Annotated in this window: 21 protein-coding genes; 15 read left to right on the forward strand and 6 right to left on the reverse strand. The window is 71.4% G+C overall.

Annotated features, from left to right (window positions below; all coding sequences use genetic code 11):
* Window positions 1-175: 175 nt before the first annotated feature.
* Both ACIBEF_RS07880 and acs read right to left on the reverse strand, forming a co-directional pair.
* Window positions 176-2,971, reverse strand: a complete 2,796-nt coding sequence (locus tag ACIBEF_RS07880) for an immune inhibitor A domain-containing protein (RefSeq protein ID WP_396792171.1) — start codon at window positions 2,969-2,971, stop codon at window positions 176-178.
* Window positions 2,972-3,237: 266 nt separating this feature from the next.
* The gene (gene acs, locus ACIBEF_RS07885) at window positions 3,238-5,202 is read right to left on the reverse strand and encodes an acetate--CoA ligase (protein WP_396792173.1); all 1,965 of its coding nucleotides are present in this window, start codon (window positions 5,200-5,202) and stop codon (window positions 3,238-3,240) included.
* A gap of 420 nt (window positions 5,203-5,622) precedes the next feature.
* Here acs and ACIBEF_RS07890 point away from each other — a divergent pair, with 420 nt between their 5' ends.
* Complete coding sequence (locus ACIBEF_RS07890; RefSeq protein ID WP_396792175.1) at window positions 5,623-6,369, forward strand: oxidoreductase; 747 nt, start codon at window positions 5,623-5,625, stop codon at window positions 6,367-6,369.
* Window positions 6,370-6,387: 18 nt separating this feature from the next.
* Here the strand turns inward: ACIBEF_RS07890 and ACIBEF_RS07895 are convergent, their stop codons facing one another.
* Window positions 6,388-7,191, reverse strand: coding sequence for an HAD-IB family hydrolase (locus ACIBEF_RS07895; protein WP_355004872.1), 804 nt, complete (start codon window positions 7,189-7,191; stop codon window positions 6,388-6,390).
* 318 nt (window positions 7,192-7,509) lie between these two features.
* Between ACIBEF_RS07895 and ACIBEF_RS07900 the strand changes: the two genes are divergently transcribed.
* The 8 genes from ACIBEF_RS07900 (at window position 7,510) to ACIBEF_RS07935 (ending at window position 14,015) form a co-directional block, all read left to right on the forward strand.
* Window positions 7,510-8,493, forward strand: a complete 984-nt coding sequence (locus tag ACIBEF_RS07900) for a serine hydrolase domain-containing protein (protein ID WP_396792178.1) — start codon at window positions 7,510-7,512, stop codon at window positions 8,491-8,493.
* A 264-nt stretch (window positions 8,494-8,757) separates the two neighbouring features.
* Window positions 8,758-9,861 (forward strand): septum site-determining protein Ssd, encoded by a 1,104-nt coding sequence (gene ssd, locus ACIBEF_RS07905; protein WP_396792180.1) that lies wholly within the window; start codon window positions 8,758-8,760, stop codon window positions 9,859-9,861.
* Entirely contained in the window at window positions 9,858-11,069 is a 1,212-nt protein-coding gene (locus ACIBEF_RS07910) for a TadA family conjugal transfer-associated ATPase (protein WP_396792182.1), read from the forward strand. Before ssd ends, ACIBEF_RS07910 begins: the two co-directional genes overlap by 4 nt.
* Window positions 11,042-12,352 carry a type II secretion system F family protein gene (locus ACIBEF_RS07915; RefSeq protein ID WP_396792184.1) on the forward strand — a complete coding sequence of 437 codons (1,311 nt, stop codon included), beginning with the start codon at window positions 11,042-11,044 and terminating at the stop codon, window positions 12,350-12,352. Before ACIBEF_RS07910 ends, ACIBEF_RS07915 begins: the two co-directional genes overlap by 28 nt.
* On the forward strand, window positions 12,349-12,969 hold the full coding sequence (locus ACIBEF_RS07920) for a type II secretion system F family protein (RefSeq protein ID WP_396792186.1): 621 nt from the start codon (window positions 12,349-12,351) through the stop codon (window positions 12,967-12,969). Before ACIBEF_RS07915 ends, ACIBEF_RS07920 begins: the two co-directional genes overlap by 4 nt.
* 22 nt (window positions 12,970-12,991) lie before the next feature.
* Window positions 12,992-13,159, forward strand: a complete 168-nt coding sequence (locus ACIBEF_RS07925; protein ID WP_081883916.1) for a DUF4244 domain-containing protein — start codon at window positions 12,992-12,994, stop codon at window positions 13,157-13,159.
* A 50-nt stretch (window positions 13,160-13,209) separates the two neighbouring features.
* The gene (locus tag ACIBEF_RS07930; RefSeq protein ID WP_396792188.1) at window positions 13,210-13,602 is read left to right on the forward strand and encodes a TadE family type IV pilus minor pilin; all 393 of its coding nucleotides are present in this window, start codon (window positions 13,210-13,212) and stop codon (window positions 13,600-13,602) included.
* A complete protein-coding gene (locus ACIBEF_RS07935; RefSeq protein WP_396792190.1) occupies window positions 13,602-14,015 on the forward strand; it encodes an Rv3654c family TadE-like protein in 414 nt (137 codons plus the stop codon). The genes ACIBEF_RS07930 and ACIBEF_RS07935 overlap by 1 nt, the downstream gene beginning before the upstream one ends.
* Window positions 14,016-14,488: 473 nt before the next feature.
* Here the strand turns inward: ACIBEF_RS07935 and ACIBEF_RS07940 are convergent, their stop codons facing one another.
* The 3 genes from ACIBEF_RS07940 to ACIBEF_RS07950 all read right to left on the reverse strand — a co-directional run bounded on the left by ACIBEF_RS07940 (window position 14,489) and on the right by ACIBEF_RS07950 (window position 17,913).
* Complete coding sequence (locus ACIBEF_RS07940) at window positions 14,489-15,067, reverse strand: hypothetical protein (RefSeq protein WP_396792192.1); 579 nt, start codon at window positions 15,065-15,067, stop codon at window positions 14,489-14,491.
* 165 nt (window positions 15,068-15,232) lie between these two features.
* Entirely contained in the window at window positions 15,233-15,442 is a 210-nt protein-coding gene (locus tag ACIBEF_RS07945) for a hypothetical protein (RefSeq protein WP_357198402.1), read from the reverse strand.
* Window positions 15,443-15,540: 98 nt separating this feature from the next.
* Window positions 15,541-17,913 carry a DEAD/DEAH box helicase gene (locus ACIBEF_RS07950; RefSeq protein WP_396792246.1) on the reverse strand — a complete coding sequence of 791 codons (2,373 nt, stop codon included), beginning with the start codon at window positions 17,911-17,913 and terminating at the stop codon, window positions 15,541-15,543.
* Between the two features lie 188 nt (window positions 17,914-18,101).
* On the opposite strand from ACIBEF_RS07950, the gene ACIBEF_RS07955 reads away from it, so the two are divergent.
* From ACIBEF_RS07955 to topA, 6 genes are all read left to right on the forward strand, one after another.
* Entirely contained in the window at window positions 18,102-18,458 is a 357-nt protein-coding gene (locus ACIBEF_RS07955; protein WP_355004901.1) for an STAS domain-containing protein, read from the forward strand.
* Window positions 18,455-18,892 (forward strand): ATP-binding protein, encoded by a 438-nt coding sequence (locus ACIBEF_RS07960; RefSeq protein ID WP_030334228.1) that lies wholly within the window; start codon window positions 18,455-18,457, stop codon window positions 18,890-18,892. Before ACIBEF_RS07955 ends, ACIBEF_RS07960 begins: the two co-directional genes overlap by 4 nt.
* Window positions 18,893-19,208: 316 nt before the next feature.
* Window positions 19,209-21,569 (forward strand): sodium-translocating pyrophosphatase, encoded by a 2,361-nt coding sequence (locus ACIBEF_RS07965; RefSeq protein ID WP_396792195.1) that lies wholly within the window; start codon window positions 19,209-19,211, stop codon window positions 21,567-21,569.
* A 103-nt stretch (window positions 21,570-21,672) separates the two neighbouring features.
* Window positions 21,673-22,212: a hypothetical protein gene (locus tag ACIBEF_RS07970; RefSeq protein ID WP_396792197.1), complete on the forward strand. Its 540-nt coding sequence runs from the start codon at window positions 21,673-21,675 to the stop codon at window positions 22,210-22,212.
* Window positions 22,203-22,949: a hypothetical protein gene (locus tag ACIBEF_RS07975; RefSeq protein WP_396792201.1), complete on the forward strand. Its 747-nt coding sequence runs from the start codon at window positions 22,203-22,205 to the stop codon at window positions 22,947-22,949. The genes ACIBEF_RS07970 and ACIBEF_RS07975 overlap by 10 nt, the downstream gene beginning before the upstream one ends.
* A gap of 426 nt (window positions 22,950-23,375) precedes the next feature.
* A complete protein-coding gene (gene topA / locus ACIBEF_RS07980; RefSeq protein ID WP_396792203.1) occupies window positions 23,376-26,216 on the forward strand; it encodes a type I DNA topoisomerase in 2,841 nt (946 codons plus the stop codon).
* Window positions 26,217-26,309: the final 93 nt, after the last annotated feature.

The raw sequence follows: 26,309 nt of genomic DNA on the forward strand, positions 1-26,309 counted from the left end.
TGGGAATGCTTTTCACCGTCACACCCCGCCGGTTCATCAGCCACGCTGAGCAGCGCGGGTGCGGCCGTGACCGTATACAACGACATTCCTCGATCAATCTGACCGGACACATGACTGTGGGGCCGGCAGCGTCTCCGCCACCGGCCCCACAGTCAGTTGTCGAGCAGTGAAACAGTTACTTCTTTGCCGGGGTCACGTAGATCTGAGCCGACGAGTTGTCCCCGGCAGCCTTCTTGATCGTCAGCGAGACGCCGTAGTTCACGCCCGCGTCGCCCGGGTTTCCGGTGCCCAGCACGATCGCGCCACCGCCCAGGGTCACGCCGTAGAACTCCGGCGCGGGGCTGCCGTCCGGGTTGGTGACCCGGGTGGTGTACGGCGCGTTGTTACGCGACGGCAGGACCACCGACGCGTCGTTGTCGCGGGCGTAGGCAGCACCGTCGCGCATCTCGATGCCCGGGTACCAGCCCTTGGCGTCGGTGAACGCCTTCACCGGCGGCAGCCCCTTGAACTTCGTGCAGTACGCGCTGTACGGCTCGTTGGCCGCCTCCAGGCACTCGGTGAACGGGTACGTCCGGTTCAGCGTGAACGCGGCGTTCGACGACTGCGGGCGGCTGGGCAGGTTGTCGGTCACCGACGGGTCCTTCACCGCCGCCTCGCCGGTACGGCGCAGCGGGTCGAAGTGCGAGTCGACGATGAGCAGGCCGCCCTTCGCGCCGTAGCTGGGCAGCGCGGTCATCTGCCCGGTGACGTGGTTGACGTCGCCGAGCGCGGTGTCCCGGTACCAGACCAGCATGCCCGGAGCGTTGTAGGAGATCCGGTCGACCTTCCACGCCTCGTGCGAGTAGATGGTGTCGTAGGCGTACTGGAGGCCCTTGTCGAAGCCGTCGAAGTTACGCCACTCCGCCAGGTAGTACTGGGCGTGGACCTCGGTGCCGCTGGAGACCTTCCAGCCCTCACCGGTGGTGTCGACGAAGGTGCCGCCGGTGGCCGTCCAGCCGTTGGCTCCGCCCTCGACGTCATCACTCCAGGTGGTGGCGCCGCCGCCGGTGACCGAGAAGTCGTCGACGAACCAGTTGCGCTCCTCGAACGCCTCGTCGGTGGCCAGACGCAGCCGCACCTGAACCGTCGTCCCGGCGTACGCCGACAGGTCGACGTAGTCGTGCCGCCAGCCGTCGGTGCTGCCGGTGAGGCCGTACTTCTTGCCGCCGAAGTCGTTCATCCGGCCGTTCGGGTCCGGGTAGCCGTCCGGCGTGGTGACCACCGAGCCGCCCTCGTCGTACACCTTCTGCTCGGTCCAGGTCGTACCGCCGTCGGTGGAGAGCTCGACGAAGCCGTAGTCCCAGTCCTCCTCGATGATGTAGTTGTTCCACATCCAGAACTTCGAGTCGGCGGCTGCCGGCACGTCGACCGAGCGGCTCAGCTTGACGTCGGCCCACTCCTGGTCGTTGTTGCTGTGCCACATCTTCGTGCCGCTGTGCGGGGTCGCCAGCGTCGTCACCTTGTCCGGCAGGTCGACCTTGATGCCGTCCTCGGAGTCGATCGGGGTGCGCGACGTCTGGCCGAGCTTCACCTCGCGCGGGTTCGACCCGGGGCGGATGGTCAGCGGGTCGGCCCAACCGAGCACCCACTTGTCCCAGATGCCCATGTGCGTCGGCAGCGCCTGGAAGATCTCACCGGAGTGCGAGCCCGAGGCCATCAGGTCCCAGAAGTCCACGTCGGAGTCGGCGTTGCCGGACGTGTCGTAGAGGTCCGGCAGGCCCAGGTCGTGGCCGAACTCGTGGGCGAAGACACCGACGCCGGCGTCTTCCGGCTGCACGATGTAGTTCGACGCCTTCAGGTTGGTGCCCGGGATGGTGTAGCCACCGGCGACCGTGGAGGAGTGCGCCCACACCGCGTACACGCCCTGGTCGCCGCCGCCACGGGACTTGCCCTGGCCGGCGTGCACCAGCACGAGGTGGTCGATCACGCCGTCCGGCTCGAAGACGTTGCCGTCACCGTCGCGGTCGGCCTGATCCTCGATGTCGTAGTCGGCCCACGGGAAGTTCGGGTCCTTCGCGACGAGCGCGTCGATCGCGTCGGTCGCCAGGCGGCCCGCGCCGGCCGGGTTGTCCGGGTGGCCGTTCATCGACTGCTCACGGCCGGGAACCCACGCGCCGGTCTCGTCCTGGAAGCAGCGGTTGGCCGCGTACCAGCCCTCCGAGTGCGGCACGGTGATCCACGGGCTGGCCTGCCCGTCCACCGTGTACGCGTTCTTGGACATCTCCAGGTACATGTTGTGCATGGTGCGACCGGACAGGTCGATGCCCTTCTTGCCGTCCGGGCCCTTCAGGTCCGTGCGGACCCGCTCGGTGATGCCCTTCTTGCTGTAGAGCATCTTGTTGTAGTGCTGCGGCGAGAAGTCCGGCACCCACATCGAGTTGTTGTCCTCGTGGGGCAGGCGCGCCGGGTCCGCGATCTTGTTGTGCTTCGGGCCGTTCTGGACCGTGCCGGGGACGCAGGTGCGGTCCTCGAACACCGTCTTGGGGACCATGACGTTCGTGAAGTCGTCGTTGGCCTTGTCGTTGAACTCCACCAGCAGCGTCAGCAGCTTCGCGGTCTGGGTGGTCGGGGCCTTCTTGAACTTCCGGGGGTTCTGACCCGTCTTCAGCGACTTGGCCTCGTCCTTGGCCAGTTGCCGTGCGGTCACCGGGTTGCCCCGGGCGTGCTTCTGATCGAACGCGCGCGCGGCCTCCGCGGCAGGGGTGTAGACGCCACCCTTGCCCTTCACCTCACGGCCGGTGGTGTCCGGCTGCACCTCGGGCTCGGCGTAGTTGATGTAGTGCTCGTCGGCCCCGATCACCGCCTGGGGGGTGGCGGACCGCGGCTGGGCCGCCGCACTGCCACTCACGGTCAGTGACGTGGCCGCGAGGGCGATGACGGGCAGCGCGACGAGTAGTCGTCGCCGCGCCCTGGACTGCGGTTTGTGGTTCATGCCGCTCCGTTTCTCGGGCATGGGAGGAGGACGTTGGCGTGGTCGGCCATCGAAACGATGTGTGTCGAACTCTTCCAACCTGCGTGAACCTAAAGCACAACCGGCCGAAAGGACAGTGGTGGCCGACGCCTGTGCCCGTTCAGCTTTCCCCGGCTCCCCCGACCGACCGATGTGACACCGGCAGAGCGGCGCGAGCCGCACCCGTAAGACATGACGGAGGGTGGCGGCCCGGACGGACCGCCACCCTCCATTGAGTACGCCTACCGTCAGTCCTCGTCGGACTTCGTGCCGCTCATCCCCGAGGAGATCAGGTCCATCACCGAGGAGTCCTGCAACGTCGTCACGTCGCCCAGCGAGCGGTTCTCCGCCACGTCCCGCAGCAACCGTCGCATGATCTTGCCGGAACGGGTCTTCGGCAGCTCCGGCACCAGCATGATCTGCCGCGGCTTGGCGATCGGGCCGAGCGTCTTCGACACGTGGTTACGCAGGTCGGCGATGAGCTGCTCACCCGCCTCGCCGGCGATGTCCGTGCTGCCCCGCGGGATGGCGAACGCGACGATCGCCTGACCGGTGGTCGGGTCGGTCGCACCGACGACCGCCGCCTCGGCCACCGACGGGTGCGACACCAACGCCGACTCCACCTCGGTCGTCGAGATGTTGTGCCCGGACACCAACATCACGTCGTCCACCCGGCCGAGCAGCCAGATGTGCCCGTCGTCGTCCTTCTTCGCACCGTCGCCGGCGAAGTACATGCCCTGGAAACGCGACCAGTACGTCTCGATGAACCGGTCGTCGTCGCCCCAGATGGTGCGCAGCATCGACGGCCACGGCTCACGCAGCACCAGGTAGCCGCCACCGCCGTTCGGCACCGACTGGCCCTGGTCGTCCACCACGTCGGCAACGATGCCCGGCAGCGGCGTCATCGCCGAACCCGGCTTGGCCGCGGTGACCCCCGGCAACGGCGAGATCATGATGGCGCCCGTCTCGGTCTGCCACCAGGTGTCCACCACCGGCAGCTCGCCCCGGCCGATGTGCTCCCGGTACCACATCCAGGCCTCCGGGTTGATCGGCTCGCCGACGCTGCCCAACAGGCGCAGCGACGACAGGTCGAAGCCCGCCGGGAGGTCGTCGCCCCACTTCATCATCGTCCGGATCAGGGTGGGAGCGGTGTAGAGGATGCTCACCCCGTACTTGTCGACGATCTCCCAGAACCGGCCCTTGTGCGGGGTGTCCGGGGTCCCCTCGTACATCACCTGGGTGGCGCCGTTGGAGAGCGGGCCGTACACGATGTAGGAGTGCCCGGTGACCCAGCCGATGTCGGCCGTGCACCAGTAGACGTCCGTCTCCGGCTTCAGGTCGAACACCGCGTGCGTGGTGTACGACGCCTGGGTGAGGTAGCCGCCGGTGGTGTGCAGGATGCCCTTCGGGCGGGCCGTTGTGCCACTGGTGTAGAGGATGAACAGCGGGTGCTCGGCGTCGAACGGCTGCGCGGTGTGCTCGGCCGAGGCGGTCTCCACCGTCTCGTGCCACCAGTGGTCCTTCTCCGTCCACGCCACGTCCTCGCCGGTGCGGCGGACCACGAGCACGTGCTCCACCGACGGGGAGTTCGCCACCGCCTCGTCCACGGTGGGCTTCAACGCCGACGGCTTGCCCCGCCGGTAACCACCGTCCGCGGTGATCACCACCTTGGCGCTGGCGTCCTGGATCCGGTTGCTCAACGAGTCGGCGGAGAAGCCACCGAAGACCACACTGTGCGCGGCGCCGATCCGGGCGCACGCCAACATCGCCACCGCCGCCTCCGGGATCATCGGCAGGTAGATCGCCACCCGGTCGCCGGCGGTCACCCCCAGGTCGGTGAGCGCGTTCGCCGCCCGGCAGGTCAGCTCGTGCAGGTCCGCGTACGTGATGGTGCGGGTGTCGCCCGGCTCGCCCTCCCAGTGGATCGCGACCTTGTCGCCCCGGCCCGCCTCGACGTGCCGGTCCAGGCAGTTGTACGCGACGTTGAGCTGCCCACCCACGAACCACTTCGCGAACGGCGGGTTCGACCAGTCGAGCACCTCATCCCACTTCTTCGACCAGGCCAGCCGATCGGCCTGCTTCGCCCAGAAGGCCAGCCGGTCGGCCTCAGCCTCGGCGTACGCGTCGATGGTGACGTTGGCGTGCGCGGCGAGTTCGGCCGGCGGGGGGAACTGGCGCGTCTCGTTCAGCAGATTGGCCAATGCCTCGCTCATGCCGTGACTCCTCATCCTCGGGGTGACCTGGGTCTCGATGGCACGAGGGTAGTCGCGGGGCCGGTGACCGGCCACGGCTGCCCACCGCCTCGCGCCGAGCGGCCCCCGGGGCGCGCCCGGCGGCCCGTTCCACCTGTCCCCGCCGCGCGGGGTGCCTTGATCAACACGGTTGCATGGAAATCGGGGTGTCCAGGCCAGGCGGACACACCGACTTCAAGAAACCCGTGCGGGAACTGCCGCTGTGGTTCGGCCGTGCGACAGCGCCGGCCCTGGCGCGCCGGGTGGGTGGTCCGGGTTCGTGTTGCGGGCGGGTGCGACCGCGCCGGCACGGGTGAGGCGCCGTGCCGGGGGCGGGTGGTCCGGGTCGCGTTACGGGCGGGTGCGGCCCGCCGCGCTGGGCCGGGTCGTTAGCGTGGCGGGGTGACCACCGACCCGCTTGCCCCGTTGCTCGCGCTCGCCGACATCGCCGCCGCCGTCGAGCAGGCCCGCGCGCGGTTCGACCAGGCGCTCGGGCACCGGGCGCTGCGCCGGCACGGCGGACAGGTCGCCGCCGAGGTCAGCCTGCGCTCCGCCGTCGCCAGCGCGGCCCTCGAAGGGGCCGGGCACGAGCGTGAGGCGGTCCGGGCCGGCACCGTCACCGACCCGGTGCTCCAGGGGGCGCTGCGGGTCGCCGGAGCGCTGCCGGGCCTGAGCGAGCTGTGGCCGAAGGCGCCCCGCCAGGCGCTCGCGAAACTGCACGTGCTCGCCGCACGGGACCTGGTGCCGGAGGCCGAACTGGGCCGCCCGGTCGCCGACCCGGTGGTCGCCACCCGACTGGACGGGCTGGCCGGCCTCGTCGCCGGCGGCACGAAGGTCTCCCCGTTGGTGCTCGCCGCTGTCGTACACGGGGAGTTGTTGAACCTGCGCCCGTTCGCCGGGCCGTCCGGCGTGGTGGCCCGGGGGGCCGCCCGGCTGGTGCTGCTCGCCAGTGGCCTCGACCCGCGTGGCCTGCTCGCCGTCGACGTCGGGCACCGCGAGCGGGAGCCCGAGTACGTCGGCGCGGCCGGTGCCTTCGCCACCGGCACCCCGGACGGGCTGCGTTCCTGGCTACGGCACTACATGGCCGCCGTCGAGGTCGCCACCGACCAGCTCACCGTCATCGGAGACGAGATCCTCGCCGCCGCCTGAGCGGTTGGACGGGTGGCGTCAGGCGGTGGTGGCGGCTCGGGTTCGGCGGTGCCGGCCGTACCAGGCGATGCCGATGGCCACACCCACCCCGACCCCCAGAGCCGCCGCGGCCACCGGGACGGCGGGCCGTTCCCGCAGCCGCCGGCCCAGCGGGATCGGATGCCGGAACTCCAGCACCGGCCACGCGTTCTCCGAGGCCAGCTTGCGCAGCTGCCGGTCCGGGTTGACCACACTCGGGTGGCCCACGCACTCCAACAACGGGCGGTCGCTGTACGAGTCGGAATAGGCGTACGAATCAGCCAGGTCGTAGTCCCGGGCGGCGGCCAACTCGGTGACCGCCTCGACCTTGCTCGGGCCCGCCGCGTAGAACTCGACCTCGCCGCTGTACCGGCCGTCCTCCACCGTCATCCGGGTCGCGATCACGTCGGTCACCCCGAGCAGCTCACCGATCGGCCGGACCATCTCCTCGCCGGACGCCGACACCAGCACCACGTCCCGCCCAGCCGCCTGGTGCTCCACGATCAGGGCGGCGGCCTCGGCGTACACGTAGGGGTTGATCAGCTCGTGCAGCGTCTCCGCGACGATCTGACGGACCTGCTCCACCTGCCAGCCCTTGCAGAGCGCAGCCAGGTAGTCCCGTGTTCGGGCCATGGTCTGCTCGTCGGTGCCGCCCAGCCGGAACATCAGCTGCGCGTACGCCGACTTGACCACGTCACGCCGGGTGATCAGCCCGTCCCGGTAGAACGGCCGACCGAACGCCAGGGCGCTCGACTTGGCGATGACGGTCTTGTCCAGATCGAAGAAAGCGGCACTTCGGCCCACGGCGCGAAAGTCTAGCCGGATGGTCTATCGTCGGCGGGTGCCCGGGGTCATGCCACCCCTCAGACCTGCGGGCTCTCCGCTCCGCGTGATCACGCTCACACTCTGCGAGGAGATTTTCGCAGTGAGTGGAGGCAGCACCACTCGACGTGACGGGCCCGCTCAGGCAGACTTGTCCGTACGACGAGCTTTCACATCCCCGAAACAGGCAGACCCTCAGCGGTTGCACCCCCCGTGACCGCTGAGTGGTTCGGCTCGACCCCCCCGGAGCCGAACCTCCGACGACCCCCGTCTCCCCCCGACGGGGGTCGTCCCTTTTCGATGTCGAAGCCGATCGTCGCCGCGTGTGCGATGACCCTCGTCGAGGACTGCACCCTCCGCCTCGACGACCCGGTGGACGATCTTCTCCCGGAGTTGGCGGGCATGACAGTGCTCGCCGATCCGCACGGCCCGCTGGACGACACCGTCCCGGCGGAACGACCGATAACGCTGCGGGACGTCCTGGACGGCACCCTCGGCACCGGCATGGTCCCCGCCGAGCCGGGCACGGTGCCGATCGCCGACGCGCTGGGCGCACTCGAATATCAGTCGCCGGACGCGTGGATCCGCCAGCTCGGTGACCTTCCGCTCGTCCACCAGCCGGGCGAGCGCTGGATGTACGACACCGCCGCCAACGTGACCGGCGTGCTCATCGCCCGGGCCACCGGCATGTCCCTCGGGGATGCGATCCGTGAGCGGCTCTGCAAGCCACTGGGGATGATCGACACCGCCTTCAACGTGGGTAGCGAGAGCATCGACCGGCTCGCCACGGCGTACGAGCAGGACAACGCCGCCACCGGCGCGCCGGTTGTCGAGGACGGTCCCGACGGGCGGTTCAGTCGACCGCGCCTGTTCGAGTCCGGTGGCGGCGGGCTCGTCTCGACCCCTCAGGACTATCTCGCCTTCGCCTCGGCGCTGCTTGGCGGCGGTGTCCACGGCGGCGAGCGGGTGCTGTCGCGGCCCGCGGTGACGCTGATGACGAGCGACCACCTGACCGCGACCCAGAAGGCCGTCTCCGGGTTCTGGCCCGGCTACTTCGACGCCATCGGCTGGGGTTTCGGAATGTCGGTCCGGACCCGCCGCACACACCTGGGGCCCTCGGTCGGCAGCTACGGATGGCCTGGCTTCTACGGCACGGCCTGGTACAACGACCCCGCCGAGGACCTGACGGCGGTCGTGTTCATGCAGCGGGCGCACGCGGGCGACCAGCGGCTGCCGATGTGGCACGACTTCTGGACCACCGTCTACCAGGCGATCGACGACTGACCACAGCGTTCGTTGCCCGGTAGCGGCACCCGCCCGAGGCCCCGCGGTAATCCCGGCGAGGCCGCTCCTTTCGGGAGCGGCCTCGCGGTTTTCCCGCAGCGCCCGTAGCTGCGGCGATGCCCGCATCCGTAGCAGATCAACTGTCTCGGCGGCGGTTTTCCACAGGCCGCCAGGTTGTCCACAGGCGACGGGATTGGGACGGCTCGTGGGGTGGATTCCGAGCAGGGTCGGCGGCATACCAGAGCCCGACCGCTGGAGGCCGCGATGCCACCCCGTACCACGGTTCCGCCGATCCGCCGGCTCCCGCTGGTCGTCACCGGCGACGACGACCTGCTCGACGATGTGCTCCGGCTCGCCGCTGTCGGCGGCACGGAGGTGGAACTCGCCCGCGACCCAGCGGCCGCCCGCACCCGGTGGCTTCCCGCGCCCCTGGTGCTGCTCGGCGCCGACCAGGCGCAGGCCTGCCTGCGCGCGCGGTTGCCGCAGCGCCCTCGGCTGGTGCTGCTCGGCCGGGCTGGTCAGCTCGACCCTGGCTGGCAGATCGCCGAGCTGATCGGGGCCGAGCACGTCGCCACGCTGCCGGCCGCGGAGCCGTGGTTGGTGGATCGGTTCGCCGAACATCATCCGGATCGTCCGGCCGGCGTCGGCGCCCGTGTGGTCGCGGTCCTCGGTGGTCGGGGAGGTGCGGGGGCGAGTGTGTTCGCCGGTGGTCTGGCGGTGACCGCCGCCCGAGCCCGGTTGCGCACCCTCCTGGTCGACGCCGACCCGCTCGGTGGTGGCCTCGACCTCGTGCTGGGCTGGGAGCAGTTGGAGGGCCTGCGCTGGCCGTCGCTCACCAGCGCAGACGGACGGGTGGACGCCCCGGCGCTGGTGCAGGCCCTGCCCAGCCGGGGTGACCTCGTGGTGCTCTCCTGGGACCGCGGCGAGATGCTGCCGCTGCCGGTGACGGCGATGGCGGCGACGGTCGACGCGGCCCGGCGTGGGCGGGATTTCGTGGTGATCGACCTGCCCCGACAGTTGGACGATGCGGCTGTGGTGGCGCTGCAAGCCGCCGACCAGGCGTTCGTCGTCGTGCCGGCCGAGTTGCGTGCCACCGCGGCGGCCACTCGGGTGGTGGCCGCGGCCGCCCCGCACTGCGCTGCACTCTCGGTGGTGGTGCGCGGGCCCGCACCCGGGCGGTTGCGGGCGTCCGAGGTGGCACGGGCGCTGGGCCTCCCCTTGGCCGGCACGTTGCGCCCCGAGCCGGAGCTCTGCCGTCGGCTGGAACGGGGCGAGGCTCCGGCCGCCGGGGGCAGGGGCCCACTGGCCGTGCTCTGCCAACGGATCGTCACCGACCTCACCGGCGCGCCGGTCACGGGTGCGGCGTGACCGCCGGGCCGGAGGACGGCACGCTCGCCGCCCGCGTACGGCAGCGGATCGCCGCCGCCGCCACCCCGGTCACCGCGGCGGCCATCGTCTCCGCGGTACGGGCCGAACCCGCCGCCGCAGTGCTCGGTGACACCGCCATGCTGCGGATCGCCGACCGGGTGCGCGACGACCTCGTCGGCGCCGGGCCATTGGCGCCGCTGCTCGCCGACCCGGAGGTCACCGACGTCCTCGTCAACGGCGTCCGGGTCTGGGTCGACCGCGGGTCGGGGCTGCACCAGGTCGCCGTCCCGGTGGGCTCGGTGGAGGACGTCCGTCGATTGTCGCAGCGGCTGATCGCCAGTGCGGGACGGCGGCTCGACGACGGCTCCCCGTACGCGGACGCGCGGCTTCCCGACGGCACCCGACTGCACGCCGTGCTGCCGCCGGTGGCGACCGAAGGTCCCTACCTCTCGCTGCGGACCTTCCGGCACCGGCCGTTCACCCTCGACGAGCTGGTGCGCCAGGGGACCGTGCCGCGACCGCTGGCACCACTGCTCGCCGCCGTTGTGGCGGCCCGGCTGGCGTACCTGGTGACCGGGGGCACCGGGTCGGGCAAGACGACCCTGCTCAACACCCTGCTGGGGATGGTGCCGGCCACCGAACGGATCGTGCTGGTGGAGGACGCCGCCGAGCTGCGTCCGGGGCATCCGCACGTGGTGGGGCTCCAGGCACGTACCGCCAATGTGGAGGGGACGGGCGTGGTCAGCCTGGCGGACCTGGTCCGGCAGGCGTTGCGGATGCGCCCGGACCGGCTGGTGGTCGGGGAGTGCCGGGGCGGCGAGGTGGTCGACCTGCTGGCCGCGCTCAACACCGGCCACGACGGGGGTGCGGGCACCCTGCACGCCAACACACCGTCGGACGTGCCGGCCCGGTTGGAGGCCCTCGGCATGTTGGGTGGGCTGCCTCGCGCCGCGCTGCACGCCCAGGTGGCCGCCGCGTTGCAGGTGCTGTTCCAGGTACGACGCAGCGACCGAGGTCGCGTCCTGGAATCGGTCTGCCTGCTGCTGCCCGAGGGACCCGAACGCATGGTGACGGTGGTGCCCGCCTGGGTGCGCGGCAGCGGGCTCGGGCTTGCCGCCCGTGCCCTCGGGGCGCTGCTGCGGGAGCGCGGTGTGGCGGTGCCACCCATCCTCAGCGAACCATGGCCCGGGTCGGCGGGTCCGGCATGACCGCCGAGACGATGCTGGTTGCGACGCTGCTCCTTGTCGCCGCCGCCCTGGTGGCGTGGCCCGTGCGGAGCATCCGGTCCCGTCGCCGTCGCGTGCTGGCACCGGAGCGGATGGCCGGCCGTGTTGATCCAGATGACGCCCTGGTGCAGTGGATCAGGGAACTAGGTCGCACGGCGGACGGGCCGGTCGACGGCACCGGAGCTGCCCCGACCAAGGGTCATCCGGTCGGCATCGCGGGCGAGTCGGGTGCCACCGTGGGTGCCAACGACAGACGGACGGCACTCGGCTGGCCCGACCGGGACGTCACCCGCAGCCCGAGTTGGCCGGGAGCGGCGGACGGGTTCACACGTCCGGAGGGGCCGACGCGCCCACCGGCCCGGCGGGATCCCCGACGCCCGACCGGCACCACCCGCCCGGGGGTGGTGGCCCCCACGATGCTCGATGCCGAACGGCAGCCGGGCGTGTCGGCGGCCACGATCACGATCGGTGTCAGCGGCGTGGACACGGCCGGTCGGAACGACGTCTCCGGCCCGGCAACCGCAGACGGGCACGGCGACCTGGACACCGGCTGTCGAGGCGGCCCATCCGACGGGTGCGCGATCGACGACTGCCGCGCCCACGGGCGCGTCGGCGCGACCGGGAGAAGGTCGGGTACGCCTCCGTCGGTGCGCATCTCGCGATCGACGACCCGCGTGCTGCCGGTGGTCGGTCTGCTCTGCGGCGGGGTGGGTGCTGTGGTCGGCGGTCCGGTGGCTGCGGTCGCGATGGCCGGGTACGGCACGCTGGCCGTGCGCGCCGCGCTGCGCTGGCGAGTGAACCGCAGCGCCGAGCGGGACAGACGACGAGGGCTGGACCAGCTCTGCGGCCTCGCGGCGGACCTACGAGCCGGCCTGCCCGTCCCACACGTGCTCGACGTCACGGCCGTCGGGAGTGACGGGGGGAGCCGCCTACGTCAGCTGACCGCGGCGGCGGTGCGCTTGGCCGACCGGACCGGTGCTCCGCTGGCGGAGCTCTTGGAGCGGATCGAGGCGGACGCTCGGGCGACCGACCGGGGTCTGGCCGCAGCGGCAGCCCAGGCGGCCGGTGCCAGGGCCACGGCCTGGCTACTGGCGGCCCTGCCGGTTGGCGGGATCGGGCTGGGGTACGGCATCGGCGTCGACCCCATGGCGGTGCTCCTGCACAGCTCGGTCGGTGGCGCCAGCGCGGTTGTCGCGGTCGCCCTTCAGGTAGGGGGCCTCCTCTGGGCGGAACGGCTGGGCGCGGCACCGGGGCGGGCCGGATGACCGCCCAAGGCCCAGCCGGGCGGCGACCGGACGTGATCCGGCTCGTGGCGGTGCTGGCTGGGCTCGCCGTTGCCATCGTCGTCGAGGGCTGGCTCGGGCTGCTCGGCGCTATCCCGGCCGCGTTCCTGCTCGACATCCTGTTGCGGCGGATCGAGTCGCCCGCCGTGCGTCGGCGGCGGCAGCAGGAGGCCGCCGACCTACCGCTCGCCGCCGACCTGCTGGCCGCGGCGATGCGGGCGGGCGCCCCGGTTGATCGCTCGGTACTGGCCGTCGCCGAGGCACTGGACGGGCCGCTCGCCGGCCGGTTGGCCCGGGTCGGCCGCACGCTGCTGCTCGGTGGTGGCCCAGCAGAGGCATGGTCCGCGCTGGACGGGGTGCCCGGCGCGGAGCGCCTGACCGCAGCGGCGTTGCGGTCGGCGAACAGTGGTGCCGCCCTGGCCGGCGCGCTGACCCGGCTCGCCGACGACCTGCGCGCCGACCGGGCCACCGCTGCCGAGGCATCGGCCCGCCGGGCGGGTGTGCTCATCGTCCTGCCGCTGGGGCTCTGCTTCCTGCCGGCCTTCATTCTCGCCGGACTCGTGCCGGTGATCGTCGCCGTTCTCGGCGACGTGCTCTGACCCATCGAGAAGGGAAACAGTCATGCGCAAACTCATCGCCCGCCTGCGCGGCGATGCCGGGATGAACACGGCCGAGTACGCCGTGGGCACCCTCGCCGCGGTCGCCTTCGCCGGGATCCTGTTGAAGGTGCTGACCTCCGGCAACGTCCAGTCGGCACTGACCGCAGTCATCGACCGGGCACTGAAGTGATCGAGCGCCGGCAGGCCGGCCGCGATCCAGGTTCGAGTGTTCCCGGGCTGGTGGCACGCGACGGGCGGAGACTTCGCGTCCTCCCGCGGACCGTTGGCGGGGACCGGGGGTCCTTCACCGCCGAACTGGCGGCCGGCCTGCCGGCGCTGCTTCTGCTCCTGCTGGCCGGCCTGACCGCTGTCAACGCCGTCAGCGCACAGGCGGGTTGCCTGCACGCGGCCCGGGAGGCTGCGCTCGCCGCCGCCCGGGGCGCGGACGGCGGCGCGGAGGGTGTCAGCGCGGCGCCGCCGGGTGCGGCGGTTTCCGTGTCCGTCGACGGCGACCGGGTGCGGGCGACGGTACGGGCACCCGTCCGGACGTTGGGTGGCCGGCTACCTCGGATCACCGTGGTCGCCACCGCAGTCGCCGCCGTCGAACCGGGCGCGCACGAGGGGAGTTGGTAGTGCGAAGAGATCCGTCACCCCGCGCCGGTCACCCACCGGCTTCCGGGGAGCACATTGATGGCCGGCTGGACCGGCAGCGAGGTGGCGCTACGGTTCTCCTGCTGGCGACGGGGCTCGTCTTCGTGGTGTTCGGGACGTTCGGCGCCGCCGTCGTCGCCGCCGGAATGGCGAGCCAGCGGGCGGCGGTAGCAGCCGACCTCGGCGCGCTGGCCGGGGCCGCGCGGGCGCTCGACGGCGAGGCTGCGGCCTGCGCGTCCGCATCCGACCTCGCCGTTCGCAACGATGGCCGGCTGGTCGGCTGTCACCTCGACGGGATGGACGTGCTGGTGACGGTCGAGGTGGCGTTCACGCCACTACCCGGCCTGACCCGGGTGGCTACGGCGAGCGCCCGCGCCGGCCCGGTACGTGGTTGAGCCGCGTGGCTCAGCCACACGGGGGCGTCTCTGCTCACCATCGCCGCAGTGCCAGACGTAGCGCGAGGAGGGTATGGCCTGTGGCTTGCCGGATCGCCGCCCGGACTCCGCCTCGGCTCGACGGCTCTCATGGAACAGCCCTAAGGCCACTCGGGGATTGGTGGGCGCTGCGGAGCTGAATCGGTTACGACGCCACCAGGCGTGATGCGTTTACGACATCAGCTCCAAAGGGGGAGCGGACCACATCCGGGGGCAGGGTGCCGGGTCACCAACGGCCTGCCGCCCGGCGGCGCGGTGCAACGGCCTACCGCCTGGCAGTGCCGTTCAACGGTCCATCGCCCGGGAGCCAGGGTGCCTGCGGCCCGCCGGCCGGGACTGGTTGAGGTCCAGGTCCCGGCCGGCAGCCGAGGATTGAGTGGCCGCTACGGCGATCGTGGAGGGTCGCCGCGCTGCCGTGGCCCGGGCCGGGTGTGTCAGCGGGCCTGGAGCGCGTCGAGGGCGACGGCCATCGCGATGACCAGGCGACGGTCGATCTGTGGGTTCTGCACCTCGACGACGTACTTGTCGCGCAGGCCCCACTTCTTGACCACCGTGAAGACCGGCTGACCGCCCGCGGTGAAGTCGAAGTGGTACGGCAGCCAGGACAGCGAGTCGACGAATCGACGCAGCAGTGCCACCGGCATGCTCCGCTCCTGGCCCGTCACCTGCGGCAGACCGGCCTGCTCGACGTGCCAGGTGGAGCGCAGCAGCGACTGGGCGAAGTCCTTGCGGAACAGCCCGATCGGGTTGCCGGCCGCGTCGGTGACGTCGTACGTGGCACCGAGGTCGATGCGCTGGCGGGCCTTGAAGCCGAGCAGAGGTTGCTGCTTGGAATCATCCGTGTAGATGGTCACCTGCTCCTTGAAGGCGAGCCGCTTCTGCTGCGCGAACGCCAGCAGCTCACCCTCGGTGCCGTCGGGGGCGACCGCCCGGACCTCGTACTGGTTGACCATCATGCGCAGTCGCTGGCGGATGTGGAACTGGTGCTGGCCCTGCACGTTGTCGAGCTGCATGGGTACTCCTCCGGGGGTTGGTGCGCCGGAGTCTCGCACAGCCCGACAACCGTCGCGTCCCCTGCCGCCCATGATCAGCTGCTGCTGGGTAGCCGTCGAGGTCGCCGGACGGCTACCCAGCACGGAGTGGTCACTGGTGCCCGGGCAGGACCACTCCGGAGGACGTCAGCGACTGTCGACGGAGTTCGCGGCCCGCAGCGCCGCGGTGTTCAGCACCTGGTGGATGCCGCGCAGCCGCTCGTTGATCTGTTCCAGCCGTTCCGCCTGGGCCAGGGCGGCGAGTGCCGACCCCAGCGCGATCTGCTGGTCGAGGGTGAGATTGTCCTGGTCGATGGTGTAGAGCAGGTCGACGGTTTCGGCGATGGTGTCGGCCACGGCTTCTCCTCGGGCACGGGGGCGGTCGGCAACATGGGCATCGATGGAAGCGCTCCCACACCATTGTGCCCCGTGCCATGCCGATTCATGCAAGCCGCTCAGTCCGGCAGGTTCGCCAACACCACGTCGAGCACCCGGATGGCGTCCGGCTTGGAGAGGGGATTGTTGCCGTTGCCGCATTTCGGTGACTGCACGCAGGACGGGCAACCGGCCTCGCAGCCGCACTCCGCGATCGCGTCCCGGGTGGCCCGCAGCCACGCCGCCGCCGTCCCGTACGCCCGCTCGGCGAACCCGGCGCCACCCGGATGCCCGTCGTAGACGAAGACGGTCGGCGCCTCGGTGTCGGGGTGCAGGGCGGTGGAGAGCCCGCCGATGTCCCACCGGTCGCACGTGGCCATCAGCGGCAGCAGGCCGATCGCGGCGTGTTCGGCGGCGTGCAGCGCACCCGGCACGTCGGCCGGCTGGACCCCGGCCAGGGCCAACGACTGCGGTGACAGGGTGAACCAGACCGCCACCGTGCGAAGCTCCCGGGTGGGCAGGTCGAGCGGCCGGGTGTCGATCACCTCGCCGGTGGCGATCCGCCGCCGCTGGTACGACACCACCTGACTGGTCACATCCACCTCACCGAGGAACATGCCCACCGGGCCGGCGTCCACGTAGGAGCGCACCGACACCACCGACAGGTCGGTGACGTCGCGGGCGTGGGTGGACCAGTCCGGTTCCTCGGCGCGTACCAGCGCGCAACCGTCGGCAAGGTCCAGCTGGTCGACCACGTACGAGACGCCCTGGTGCAGGTAGACCGCGCCGGAATGCAGCAGGAAGTGCGACGAGCCGCCGTCGACAGTGCCGAGCAGCCGGCCGGTCGACGACTCCACCACCGCGACCGGGGCGCCGCCCTCGCCGCGCAGGTCCACCTCTGGCCGCTCGCGATGCCGCCAGTACCAACCGGTGGGCCGCTGCCGCAGCGCCCCCGCCGCGACCAGCTCGTCGACCGCCTCCTTCGCCCCCTCGCCGAAGAGCGCCAGGTCGGCCGGTGTGAGCGGCGCCTCCACCGCGGCGCAGGCCAGCTGCGGTGCCAGCACGTACGGGTTGGCCGGGTCGAGCACCGTCGCCTCCACCGGCGCGCCGAAGATCGCCTCCGGGTGGTGCGCCAGGTAGGTGTCCAGGGGGTCGTCCCGGGCCACCAGCACCGCGAGGGCCTCCTGCCCGGAACGCCCGGCACGGCCCGCCTGCTGCCACAGCGACGCCCGGGTGCCCGGGTAGCCGCAGATCAGCACCGCGTCGAGCCCGACCAGGTCCACGCCCAGCTCCAGCGCGTTGGTGGAAGCCAGGCCGAGCAGGTCGCCGTGCAGCAGCGCCCGTTCCAGCTCGCGCCGCTCCTCCCGCAGGTAGCCGCCCCGGTAGGCGGCCACCCGGTCGCCGAGCCCCGGAACCGCGTCGTCCAGCGCTCGACGCGCGTTGGTGGCCACCACCTCGGCGCCCTTGCGGGAGCGGACGAAGGCGAGGGTGCGTACCCCCTCGGCGACCGTGTCGGCGAGCAGGTCCGCGGTCTCGCGCAGCGCCGACCGGCGGACCTGGTGGAGCTCGTCGTGTTCGCCCGTCGCCTGCGGCGGCACCGGGGTCGAGGCCGACGAGTCGGGTGGCAGCAGCGGCGGTTCCCAGAGCGCGAAGGTGACCCCGCCGCGGGGGGAGGCGTCCTCGGTGACCGCCGTCACCGACAGCCCGGTCAGCCGCCCGGCCGCGGTGGCCGGGTCACCGGACGTCGCCGAGGCGAGCACGAACACCGGGGTGGCCCCGAACCGGGCGCACTGCCGGCGCAGCCGACGCAGCACGTGCGCGACGTGCGAGCCGAACACGCCCCGGTACGTGTGGCACTCGTCGATCACCACGTACGCGAGTCGGCGCAGGAAGCCGGACCACTGGGCGTGCCCGGGCAGGATGCCGTGGTGCAGCATGTCCGGGTTGGTCAGCACGAACCGGGAGTGCCGCCGGATCCACTCCCGCTCGGTGCGCGGAGTGTCCCCGTCGTAGCAGGCGGGGCGTACCCCTTCCAGCTCCAGCGCGGAGACGGCGCGCAACTGGTCCGCAGCGAGGGCCTTGGTCGGTGCCAGGTAGAGCACCGTGGCCCGGGGGTCGGCGAGCAGGGTGGCCAGGGCGGGCAGTTGGTACGCCAGCGACTTGCCGGACGCGGTGCCGGTGGCGACGACCACGTGTTGGCCCTCGTACGCCAGGTTGGCGGCCTCGGCCTGGTGCTGCCACGGCGCGACCACGCCGCGTCGGGTGAACGCCGCGCGCAACTCCGCCGGTGCCCACGACGGCCACGGCGCGGGCACCCCGGCGCGGGCCGGGACCCGCTCGACGTGGGTGACCGGGTCGGCGGCGCCTCGGGCGCGTAGCCGGCGCAGCAGGTCGGCGGGCGCTGGCCCGGTGCCGGGACCAGCGGATACGGTGGCCGCGGACGACGACTCCAGGTCGTGGCGCGGCGTGCCGCGCGCGGAGCTGAAGTCGTTGGAGGTCACGCCCTGCACTCTCGCACTGGTGTTCGGAGATGAAAAGTCGGACACCGGGGTAAGGGGAAGCCTCCGCTGGCGTCCGCAGGCCGCCCAGGCGGTAGTGGTTAGATGCCCACGAGAGTTTACGGCTCTGGCGAGGAGGACCGATGGAGCTGTCACTGGCGACCCGCACCGTGGGCGAGCACACGGTGCTCGAGGTCGGTGGTGAGGTGGACGTCTACACCGCGCCCCGGCTCCGTGAGCGACTCCTCGAACTGATCGACGGTGGCGCCCGTCACGTGGTGGTGGACCTCGGTCGGGTGGACTTCCTCGACTCCACCGGGCTGGGCGTGCTGGTCGGCGCGCTCAAGCGGCTCCGCTCGGCCAGCGGTTCGTTCGCGCTGGTCTGCGACAAGGAGCCGCTGCTCAAGATCTTCCGGATCACCGCGCTGGACCAGGTGTTTCCGCTGCACCCGACGGTCGACGCGGCGGTCAGCGCCGACTCGGCGGGCGCCGACGCGTGATGGCGACAGTCAAGCTCTCCTTCTCGCCCGCTCCGGTGCACGTGCGCACTGCCCGCCTGGTCGGCGTCGCCGTCGCCCGGCGGGCCGGGGTGCGGGAGGACCTGCTGGACGAGGTGCGCCTGGCCATCGGTGAGGCGTGCACCCGCGCGGTGGCCCTGCATCGGCAGTACGGCCTGGCCGACCCGGTGCTGGTCGAGATGTCCGACGGTGGCTCGTACGCCGTGCGGGTGGTGGACCGGGCGCCGATCGAGGCGGGTATCGGTCTGACCGCGCTGCCGCCGGACGAGCTGGCCAACGAGTCGCTGACCGATGAGGCGCTCACCACCGGCGTCGGCTTCGCGCTGCTGGCCGGTTTCGTCGAGGACCTCCAGGTGCGCCCGGTCGACGAGGGCATCGGCACCGAGGTGCGGATGGTGTGGCCGGTCGGCCGCTGACCACTTCCGCTGCGTAGGCCGCGTCCCCTGCTGGGGATGCGGCCTTCTTTGCATGGATCGGGCCCTATATCAGATTTCGTTTCATAACACAGCGACGAAGATCATCGCGACACGGTGCCACCTGGGTGTGACCTCCAACACTGTGGAGGGCTACAGTACCCGGGTTGTCAGCAAGTGACCTATCCCGCAGCCAGCGGGTATGGGTGTTCATCGCTGGTCCGCTGGTGGGTTGGCGCGCGCTTGCGAGTCCGCATCCAGGCGTCGGTCAGTGCGTCTCCACTCACCGGCGCGATTGTTCGGTAACAGGAGGACACAGATGTCCGAGACCTTGGCCGCCGACGGCGGCGGGCTTTCCCTTACCGGAAGCAATGTCACCTACGTCGTCATCGCCGCGGTTGTCGCGCTGGTGGCACTTGGTTTCGCTGCCGCCCTGACGAAAACGGTGCTGGCCGCTGGTAAGGGCACCGAGAAAATGCAGGAGATCTCGGGGGCCGTCCAGGAGGGCGCCTCGGCCTACCTGCTCCGACAGTTCCGCACCCTGGCGATCTTCGTGGTCATCGCCGTCGTGCTGCTCTTCCTGCTTCCGGTGCACGACACCGACGGCAGCGAGCTCGCGGTGAAGCTCGGCCGGTCACTCTTCTTCGTGGTGGGCGCCCTGTTCAGCGCGTTCATCGGCGGTGCCGGCATGTGGCTGGCCACCAGAGCCAACCTGCGGGTGGCCGCCGCCGCGAGGGAGCGGGCCGGCGGCCGCGAGGCAGCCATGAAGATCGCGTTCCGGACCGGCGGTGTCGTCGGCTTCTTCACCGTCGGCCTCGGCCTCTTCGGTGCCGCGCTCGTCGTTCTGCTCTACCGGGGTGACGCGCCGACAGTGCTGGAGGGCTTCGGCTTCGGCGCCGCCCTGCTCGCGATGTTCATGCGGGTCGGTGGCGGCATCTTCACCAAGGCCGCCGACGTCGGCGCCGACCTGGTCGGCAAGGTCGAGCAGGGCATCCCCGAGGACGACCCGCGCAACGCCGCCACCATCGCCGACAACGTGGGCGACAACGTCGGTGACTGCGCCGGCATGGCTGCCGACCTGTTCGAGTCGTACGCGGTCACGCTGGTCGCCGCGCTGATCCTCGGCCGCGCCGCGTTCGGCGAGGAGGGCCTGGTCTTCCCGCTGATCATCTCCACCATCGGCGTGCTGATCGCGATCGTCGGCGTCTTCATCACCCGGCTGCGTGCGACCGACCGCAACGCCCTGACCGCTATCAACCGGGCCTTCTACCTGTCGGCTGTGCTCTCCGCGGTGCTGGTGGCTGTCGCCGCCTTCGCGTACCTCCCGGCGACGTTCGGCGAGTTCGACAGCGGGCTCACCGACGCGCCTGGCAACCCCCGGCTGGTCGCCATCGGCGCGGTCGTGATCGGCATCGTGCTGGCCGCCGCGATCCAGGCGCTGACCGGCTACTTCACCGAGACCAACCGGCGACCGGTGCAGGACATCGGCAAGAGCTCGCAGACCGGTGCCGCAACCGTCATCCTGGCGGGCATCAGCATCGGTCTGGAGTCGGCGGTCTACTCGGCGCTCCTGATCGGCGCCGGCGTCTTCGGGGCGTTCCTCCTCGGCGGCAGCTCCATCACGCTGTCGCTGTTCGCGGTGGCGCTGGCCGGCACCGGCCTGCTCACCACTGTCGGCGTGATCGTCGCGATGGACACCTTCGGGCCGATCTCCGACAACGCCCAGGGCATCGCCGAGATGTCCGGTGACCTCGACGAGCACGGCGCTCGCACGCTCACCGAGCTGGACGCCGTCGGCAACACCACCAAGGCGATCACCAAGGGCATCGCGATCGCCACGGCGGTCCTCGCGGCGACCGCGCTGTTCGGCTCCTACACCGACTCGCTCCGCAGCGCGTACGCGGACGCCGGCGTGGGTGACGTCGGTACGGAGATCCTCAACTCGCTGAACGTGGCGAACCCGCGCAACCTGGTCGGCCTGATCATCGGTGCGGCGGTGGTCTTCCTCTTCTCCGGGCTGGCCATCAACGCGGTGTCCCGCTCGGCCGGTGCCGTGGTGATGGAGGTCCGCCGGCAGTTCCGTGAGCTGCCCGGCATCATGGACGGCACCCAGCGCCCGGAGTACGGCAAGGTCGTCGACATCTGCACCCGGGACGCGCAGCGCGAGCTGATGACCCCCGGCCTGCTCGCCATCCTGGCGCCGATCGCTGTCGGCTTCGGCCTCGGGCCCGGCGCGCTCGCGGCGTACCTGGCCGGCGCGATCGGTGCCGGCACCCTGATGGCGGTGTTCCTGTCCAACTCCGGTGGGGCCTGGGACAACGCCAAGAAGCTGGTCGAGGACGGCGCGTACGGGGGCAAGGGCTCCGAGGCGCACTCCGCCACGGTCATCGGCGACACCGTCGGCGACCCGTTCAAGGACACCGCCGGCCCGGCGATCAACCCGCTGATCAAGGTGATGAACCTGGTCTCGCTGCTGATCGCGCCCGCCGTGGTGGCCTGGAGCGTCGGCGACGACCGCAACGTCGGCCTGCGGGTCGGCATCGCGCTGGTCGCGACGCTGATCATCGTGGCGTCGGTGGTGTTCAGCAAGCGTAAGGGCATCGCGATGTCCGACTCGGACGCCGACGGCAACACCGGCGCGGGCAGCACCGACCACCGCCCGGAGACGGTCAACGCCTGATCCAGGAACGGCCCGGGGTCCCCGGTCGACGTGGCTTGTCGACCGGGGACCCCGGCCGTCCGGCCCGATGCCACACCTGGCCAAAGGCCGTACGCTGCAACGCATGCGTACGTGCCGGGCGTCTGCCGCCGGAAAGCTCACGGTGGTCCTGGCCACGATCGTCGTTCTGGCCGGCTGCGGCGGCGGCCCCAGCCCACGGGCCTGGGCGGCCTCGGTCTGTGGCGCCCTCACCCCGTGGCGCTCCGAGATCAACAAGCTGACCAGCAGCACCGACGAGCAGATGACCGCGCAGACCACGCCGGCGCAGGCCAAGGAGAACCTGGTGCGGCTCTTCGACGGGGCGGAGCAGGCCAGCGAGGCCGCGCGCCGCAAGGTGGAGAAGGCGGGCATCCCGGAGGCGGAGAACGGCGAGGCCATCTCCGCGGGTTTCCGCAGCTCCCTGGGGAAGATGCGGGACGCGTACGGCCGTGCCCGGGACACCATCGACGGCCTGGGCACCGGCGAGCCGACGGCCTTCTACGACGGCGTGCGGGCCGCCGTGGAGACCCTCAACAAGGAGTACGACGCCGGCGCGCTGGACACCAGCAAGCTCAACTCCGAGGAGTTGAAACAGGCATTCGACGAGGTGCCGGAGTGTCGCTGAGCGGGCTCGGTGACACCGGGAAGGCACAGCCGCCCCCGGCGCTGTTTCCCGCACCCGAGTCCGACACGCCCACTCCCGGGCGACGCCGTGGCGGCGCGCCGCAGGACCGCTCGTCGCCGGACGGCCCGGTTCGGAACGGCCCGCCCCACACGGACGACGCGGGCCGGCAACTTGTCTTCTTCGGCGCGGATGCGGCCGAACCGACCGTCGCCGACCTGGCCGGGCTGCTCGCCGGGCCGGCCGAGGTGGTCCGGATGGGCGGCACAGCCCGGCTCTCGGTGCAGGTGGACGCCGCCTGGCGGGTGCACGTGCTCGTCGCGGAGCTGGCGTCGCGTGGGCTGGCGGCGAGCTGGGAGCCGACCGAGGGCGGGCGACACGCTGTTCGTACGTCGTACACCCGGATCTTGAAGCCGCTGGCGGCGGCCTGGCTGCACGGCACGACGAAGCGTCCGCCGGCCGCGTTCCACCTGACCGGTCGGCGGTTGCGGCTGTGGCTCGCCGCCGCCGGGACGCCGGAGCCTCCGGACTGCTTCCTGTTGCGCCTGGGCGTCGACGACCAGGAGTGTTGGGAGCCGATCGGCGTGGCGCTCGCCTCGGCGGGGCTGGCCGGGGCGCTGCTCGGCCCGGGTGAGGGCGGGCCGGCGTACCGGATCACCGGCCGCCGCCGGTTGGCGCGGCTCGCCGAGCTGGTCGGCGGGCCGCCGCCCGCGACACCACCCGAAGCCTGGCCAACCTGACCCACCCCTCATCGCGTCGATCATGGAGTTGTGCTGGGGGACGTATTGCCCGTCCGGAGCTAAAACGCCCACCATAAGTGCATGATCGACCCGGTTGGGTGGCGGCTTGAGACGGTGCGGCCGGGTGTCTGGTGCCGGACAGACGGCGGGTCGATCCAGGCGGAAAACGGGCGGGTCGTGGGCCCGCCATCGTCACAGTGACCCGCTTCGAGCCCTACCCACGGTGTACGGTGGCGCCGTCCGGCAGTGCCGAGCGCGGCGGAGTGGCGTCGACAGCCGCGTCGAAGCGGTTTGCGGCCCGCGAAACCCGAAACGCGGGCGGCGCGTTACGTTGGACATCCGGACCGCCGGTGCGACGGCGGGGTCGAAAGCGGTCGCTGTCCGGGCGCCGGCGGGCCACGAGCAGGAGTGAGGTCGGGGAGAGACGTGCCGAGCAACGCTGGAACCACCCGTCTGGTCATCGTCGAGTCACCGGCGAAGGCCAAGACGATCTCGGGCTACCTCGGCCCGGGGTACGTCGTGGAGGCCAGCTTCGGTCATGTCCGCGACCTGCCCCGCAACGCCGCCGACGTGCCGGCCAAGCACAAGAAGGAGCCCTGGGCCCGGCTCGGGGTGGACGTCGACAACGGCTTCCAGGCGCTCTACGTCGTCTCCGCCGACCGTAAGCAGCAGATCAGCAAGCTGGTGAAGCTGGCCAAGGAAGTCGACGAGATCTTCCTGGCGACGGATGAGGACCGTGAGGGCGAGGCCATCGCCTGGCACCTGGTCGAGACGCTCAAGCCCAAGGTCCCGGTCAAGCGGATGGTCTTCCACGAGATCACCAAGCCGGCGATCCAGGCGGCGGTGGCCAACCCCCGGGAGATCGACCGCGATCTGGTCGACGCCCAGGAGGCGCGCCGGATTCTCGACCGCCTGTACGGCTACGAGGTCTCCCCGGTGCTGTGGAAGAAGGTCATGCCGCGGCTCTCGGCGGGCCGGGTGCAGTCCGTGGCGACCCGCATCGTGGTCGAGCGGGAGCGGCAGCGGATGGCCTTCCGCACCGCCGAATACTGGGACATCCTGGCCAGCCTCGCGGTGGCCGACGCCGGTGAGGGCCCGCGTGCGTTCAACGCCACCCTGATCGCTCTCAACGGCGACCGGATCGCCACCGGTAAGGACTTCGAGCCGACCACCGGTCGCGTCCGGGCCGGCGCTGGCGTCGTGCACCTCGACGAGAGTGGCGCCCGGGGTCTCGCGGCCCGACTGGAGGGGCGGCCGTTCACCGTCACCCGGGTGGAGGAGAAGCCCTACCGCCGTCGCCCGTACGCGCCGTTCATCACCTCTACCCTCCAGCAGGAGGCGGCCCGCAAGCTGCGCCTGTCCTCGCAGCAGACGATGCGCACCGCGCAGCGCCTGTACGAGAACGGCTACATCACCTATATGCGTACCGACTCGGTCAACCTGTCGGAGACCGCCATCTCGGCGGCCCGCCGACAGATCGTCGAGCTCTACGGCGAGCGCAGCGTTCCGCCGGAGCCGCGCCGCTACACCGGCAAGGTGAAGAACGCGCAGGAGGCGCACGAGGCGATCCGCCCGGCGGGGGACAACTTCCGTACCCCGGGTGAGGTGGCCAAGGAGCTGTCCGCCGAGGAGTTCAAGCTCTACGAGCTGATCTGGCGGCGCACCATCGCCTCGCAGATGACCGACGCGGTCGGCTCCAGCGTGTCGGTGCGCATCCGGGCGGTCTCCACCTCCCAGGAGGAAGCCGACTTCGGCGCGACCGGCAAGACCATCACCGACCCGGGCTTCCTGCGCGCCTACGTCGAGTCGAGCGACGACGAGAACGCCGAGGCCGAGGACGCCGAGCGCCGGCTGCCAACCCTGGTCAAGGACCAGCGGCTGACCGCCGACGAGCTGGCCGCGCAGGGCCACCACACCCAGCCGCCGTCGCGCTACACCGAAGCGTCGCTGGTCAAGGCCCTGGAAGAGCTGGGCATCGGCCGCCCGTCCACCTACGCGTCGATCATGCAGACGATCCAGGACCGGGGGTACGTCACCAAGCGCGGCCAGGCGATGATCCCGACCTTCCTGGCCTTCGCGGTGATCGGGCTGATGGAGCGGCACTACCCCCGCCTGATCGACTACGACTTCACCGCCACCATGGAGAACGAGCTGGACGAGATCGCCGGCGGTGACCACGCGGCGGTCGACTTCCTCACGGCGTTCTACTTCGGCAGCTCCAACGGTGCCGGCGACCAGGACATCGCTCGTTCCGGCGGGCTCAAGAAGCTGGTCACCGAGAACCTCAACGACATCGACGCCCGCAGCGTCAACTCCATCCCGCTCTTCACCGACGACGACGGCCGCGAGGTCGTCGTGCGGGTCGGCCGCTACGGGCCGTACCTGCAACGGGAGCTGCCCGGCGGCGAGCAGCCGGCACGGGCCGCGGCTTCCGGTGAGGGCGAGGAGGGCGGCACCCAGGGTGACCGGGCGCCGATCCCCGAGGGCCTGGCGCCGGACGAGCTGACCCCGGAGAAGGTGCACGAGCTGTTCCTGGGCGGCAGCGGCGAGCGCAAGCTCGGCGACGACCCCGGCACCGGCGAGCCGATCGTGCTCAAGTCCGGCCGGTTCGGCCCGTACGTGTCCAGCGGCGAGCGGAAGTCGTCGTTGCTGCGCACGCAGACCCCGGACTCGCTGACCCTGGAGGAGGCGCTCAAGCTGCTCAGCCTTCCCCGGCTGATCGGTGTGGCGCCGGACGGCGTCGAGATCTTCGCGAACAACGGTCGCTACGGCCCGTACGTCAAGCGGGGCGAGGAGTTCCGTTCGCTGGAGTCCGAGGACCAGATGTTCACCGTCGGTCTGGACGAGGCGCTGGCTCTGCTGGCCGCTCCGAAGGCCCGTGGACGGCGAGCCGCGGCACCGCCGCTGCGCGAGATGGGCGTGGACCCGGCGACCGAAAAGCCGATGGTGATCAAGGACGGCCGTTTCGGTCCGTACGTGACCGACGGGGAGTTCAACGCGTCGCTGCGGCGTGGGCAGACGCCGGAGGCGCTGACCATCGAGGAAGCGTCCGAGATGCTGGCCGAGAAGCGGGCCAAGGGTCCGGCGCCGCGGAAGAAGGCGGCGGCGAAGAAGGCGCCCGCGAAGAAGGCGACGGCCACCAAGAGGACGGCTGCCGCCAGCAAGTCCACGGCCGCGAAGAAGACCACCACTGCCAAGGCGACGGCGGCGAAGAAGGCTCCGGCGAAGAAGGCCGCCCCGCGCAAGGCCGCCTCCAACACGGAGTAGCCCCGCCGCGCCGTCTGATCCTTCGGGTGGCGCCGTTCGTTCCGACGCTCCAGATCTTGGACAGTTTCCGTTCAGACAAGACGGAAACTGTCC

The organism is Micromonospora sp. NPDC050795 (assembly GCF_044456785.1).
Lineage (GTDB): Bacteria > Actinomycetota > Actinomycetes > Mycobacteriales > Micromonosporaceae > Micromonospora.

Coding starts and splice junctions, on each gene's coding strand:
- ACIBEF_RS07880 (WP_396792171.1), bottom strand. CDS start 2,971: ATGAACCACAAACCGCAGTCCAGGGCGCGGCGACGACTACTCGTCGCG.
- acs (WP_396792173.1), bottom strand. CDS start 5,202: ATGAGCGAGGCATTGGCCAATCTGCTGAACGAGACGCGCCAGTTCCCC.
- ACIBEF_RS07900 (WP_396792178.1), top strand. CDS start 7,510: ATGTCGAAGCCGATCGTCGCCGCGTGTGCGATGACCCTCGTCGAGGAC.
- ssd (WP_396792180.1), top strand. CDS start 8,758: ATGCCACCCCGTACCACGGTTCCGCCGATCCGCCGGCTCCCGCTGGTC.
- ACIBEF_RS07915 (WP_396792184.1), top strand. CDS start 11,042: ATGGCCCGGGTCGGCGGGTCCGGCATGACCGCCGAGACGATGCTGGTT.
- ACIBEF_RS07920 (WP_396792186.1), top strand. CDS start 12,349: ATGACCGCCCAAGGCCCAGCCGGGCGGCGACCGGACGTGATCCGGCTC.
- ACIBEF_RS07925 (WP_081883916.1), top strand. CDS start 12,992: ATGCGCAAACTCATCGCCCGCCTGCGCGGCGATGCCGGGATGAACACG.
- ACIBEF_RS07940 (WP_396792192.1), bottom strand. CDS start 15,067: ATGCAGCTCGACAACGTGCAGGGCCAGCACCAGTTCCACATCCGCCAG.
- ACIBEF_RS07955 (WP_355004901.1), top strand. CDS start 18,102: ATGGAGCTGTCACTGGCGACCCGCACCGTGGGCGAGCACACGGTGCTC.
- ACIBEF_RS07965 (WP_396792195.1), top strand. CDS start 19,209: ATGTCCGAGACCTTGGCCGCCGACGGCGGCGGGCTTTCCCTTACCGGA.
- ACIBEF_RS07970 (WP_396792197.1), top strand. CDS start 21,673: ATGCGTACGTGCCGGGCGTCTGCCGCCGGAAAGCTCACGGTGGTCCTG.